This window comes from Terriglobus sp. YAF25 (assembly GCF_052113305.1).
In the GTDB taxonomy this organism is placed as follows: Bacteria; Acidobacteriota; Terriglobia; order Terriglobales; family Acidobacteriaceae; genus Terriglobus.
Genome location: NZ_JBFRCY010000583.1, coordinates 1 through 3,029 on the forward strand (window position 1 = coordinate 1; position 3,029 = coordinate 3,029).

The window sequence follows — 3,029 nt, forward strand, 5'->3', positions numbered from 1 at the left end:
CAGTTACCGGCGGATCGTCCGGCCCGCGCTCGAAGTCGTCGTGTTCCTTGATGAGCAGCCAGTTGGGCTTGGCGCCAGGTTTGGTGTCGCCGGCGAACCGTCCGCCCTTCATACGGATCAACGCCCACTTTCCCTTCAACTTTTCGCCATGCAGGATGAACTTCAGCGACCCGCTCTTCAGGCCTTCATCGAAACTATGCCCCGGCTGCGGCTCCCAGGTGCCGTGGTCCCATACCATGACGGTGCCTCCGCCGTACTGCCCCTTGGGGATGATGCCCTCGAAGCCTCCGTACTCCATGGGGTGGTCCTCGACTTCGACGGCAAGGCGCTTGTCGGCGACGACATAGCTTGGCCCTTTGGCAACGGCCCAGCTCTTCAGCACGCCGTTCCAGCCGAGTCTGAAGTCATAGTGCAGGCGGGTGGCGGCGTGCTTCTGAATGACGAACGGCAGCTCGCTGGGCTTGGCGGTTTTGTGGCCGCCGGCAGGCTCGTCGGTGACACCGAAGTCGCGCATGGAGCGATACTTCGCAAGCTGCTCGTCGACTACCGAAGAGGCCGTTGGCATACGCTTCGCCGTGGCCTTGGCGGTAGTTTTGCGTGTTCTGGATTGCTTCGCTGCTTTTTTCGTGGCCATGTTGGAATCAGATGCCGCGGTGGGGATGAGGGTAACAGCCCTTTGGATGAGAAAACAGTTTGCCCCTTCTCCGGAGGACGATATGGTGGGTGTCATACCAAACTCCCTCGGAGGCAGAACCTTGTCGCTGCGCATTGAAGGCATCTCCAAGACATATGGAAACGGCGTGCAGGCTCTCAAGAGTCTGAGCCTGACGATCGGAAACAATATGTTCGGCCTGCTGGGGCCGAACGGCGCGGGGAAGTCGACCCTCATGCGTACCATCGCGACGTTGCAGGATCCCGACGAAGGTGCGATCTGGCTGGATGAGCTAAATGTAGTGCAGAACAAGGATGCAGTACGCCGGGTGCTTGGCTATCTGCCGCAGGAGTTTGGTGTCTACCCGAAGATGAGCGCCCTGGACATGCTGCATCACCTGGCGGTGATGAAGGGAATTACCAACGCCGGAGAGCGAAAGGACCAGGTAGAGGCGCTGCTGAAGCAGACCAACCTGTGGGATGTAAGGAAGAAGGCGCTCAGCGGATACTCCGGCGGTATGAAGCAGCGGTTCGGTATCGCGCAGGCGCTGTTAGGTAAGCCGCGGCTGATCATCGTGGACGAGCCGACCGCCGGTCTCGATCCGGCGGAGCGCAACCGCTTTCTCAATCTGCTTAGCTCCATCGGCCAGAACACGGTAGTGATTCTGTCGACGCACATTGTGGACGACGTGAAGGAGCTCTGCCCGCGTATGGCGATCATCGCCGGAGGGCAAGTGCTTCTGGAGGGTTCGCCGAACGAGGCGCTGGAAGTGCTGAGAGGCCGTATCTACAGCCATCTGGTAGGAAGCGAAGAGGAGATGAACGAGGTGCAGGCGCACTTCGACGTGATCTCCACGCAGATGACCGCCGGCCTTCATCAGGTGCGTGTCTATGCGGAGTCGGCGCCGGGGGATGGGTTCACGCCGGTTGAGAGCGATCTTGAGGACGTGTACTTCCTCAATCTGAAGCGCCACCAGAAGGTTGTCTAACCGGGAGAGATGACGATGAGTCTGTTTCTGAGTTTCCTCTCGTTTGAGCTGAAGCTGCGGCTGAAGAGTATTTCCACGTACGTCTACTTCGTTGTCTTCGGCCTGATTGCGTTTCTGTCGATCGCGGCCCCGGACTCGTTCGGCTTTGTCGGTGCCGGTAAGGTCATGCTGAACGGTCCTTATGCCTGCCTGCGCATGATGCTGAACCTGTCGTTCTTTGGCGTGCTGCTGATGGCGGGTATCTTCGGTCCATCGATTCTGCGCGACTTTCAGCAGAACACCTATCAGTTGCTCTTTACCAAGCCGATCTCAAAGTTTGCGTATCTGGGCGGCCGCTGGCTGGGCTCGATGTTGACGACGATCGGCATCTTCTTCGGCCTGGTCGTGGGCGAGGTGCTGGGCTCATTCGCGTGGTGGACAGACACGACGCGTGTCTTGCCGGTGAATGGCCATCTGCTGCTGGTGTACCTGAAGCTCTTTATTGACTATCCGGTGATTCAGGTCCTCTTTATCGGGAGCCTGTTCTTCCTCATCGCGGCGCTCACCCGGAATATCGTGGTCGTCTACCTGCAGGGTGTAGCCCTCTTTGCGGTCTATCTCATCCTGCTGGTTGCCGTGCAGTCGACGCGCAGCCTCGACCTGAACCGGCCCGGCATCTTCGATCCGGTCGGGTTTATCACCATTCGCGCGATTGCACGTTACTGGACGGTGGTTGAGCAGAACACCCTTATTCCCACCTGGAGCGGGGTCTTCCTGTGGAACCGGTTACTGTACACCGGTGTTGGCTTGCTCTGCGTGGCCGCGTCCTATCTGTTCTTCCCGATGCGAGCCGAGGGCCTTGGCGTAAAGGGGCGGAAAAAGAAGCAGAAAGACGACGAAGAAGAGCTGGAAGGTCCGCCGCGGCCGAGGTTCCATATCGTTCTGCCGAAGGTGCAGCAGATTTTCGGCGTCGCGACCAGCGTGGCGCAGGTGGTCAGCCTGACGCGCATCCGCATGAAGAACATCTTCAAGGAGATTCCATTCTGGGGAATCACCGTGGTGATGATCATCAATACGATGGCGAACAGCCACTTCGCCGGCAAGATCGACGATGCCGATGTGTGGCCGGTGACAGCCCTGATGCTGCAGGTGGTCGAGGGCAGTTCATTGCTCTTCCTGTTTATCGTGGCGACCATGTATGCCGGGGAACTGGTGTGGCGCGAGCGGGATACACACTTCCAGCAGATTCACGATGCTCTTCCAACGCATGAGTGGCTGGATTGGGGGAGTCGCTTCTTTGCCATGTGCAGCGTTCAAGTCGTGCTGCTGTTTGTGGTGATGCTTTGTGGTATCTCCAGCCAGATCATCGCGGGCTATTACAACTTTGAGATTGTGCAATATCTACAGGAG

The 3,029-nt window shown here is 58.5% G+C and carries 3 protein-coding genes; 2 read left to right on the plus strand and 1 reads right to left on the minus strand.

Annotated features, from left to right (window positions below; all coding sequences use genetic code 11):
• Positions 1–634, minus strand: a 634-nt coding sequence (locus AB4043_RS20520; RefSeq protein WP_442307938.1) for a DNA polymerase ligase N-terminal domain-containing protein, incomplete at its 3' end; no start/stop codon positions are given.
• Between the two features lie 82 nt (positions 635–716).
• Between AB4043_RS20520 and AB4043_RS20525 the strand changes: the two genes are divergently transcribed.
• Positions 717–1,640: an ABC transporter ATP-binding protein gene (locus tag AB4043_RS20525; RefSeq protein WP_442303064.1), complete on the plus strand. Its 924-nt coding sequence runs from the start codon at positions 717–719 to the stop codon at positions 1,638–1,640.
• Between the two features lie 15 nt (positions 1,641–1,655).
• Positions 1,656–3,029, plus strand: a 1,374-nt coding sequence (locus AB4043_RS20530) for an ABC transporter permease (RefSeq protein WP_442307939.1), incomplete at its 3' end; no start/stop codon positions are given.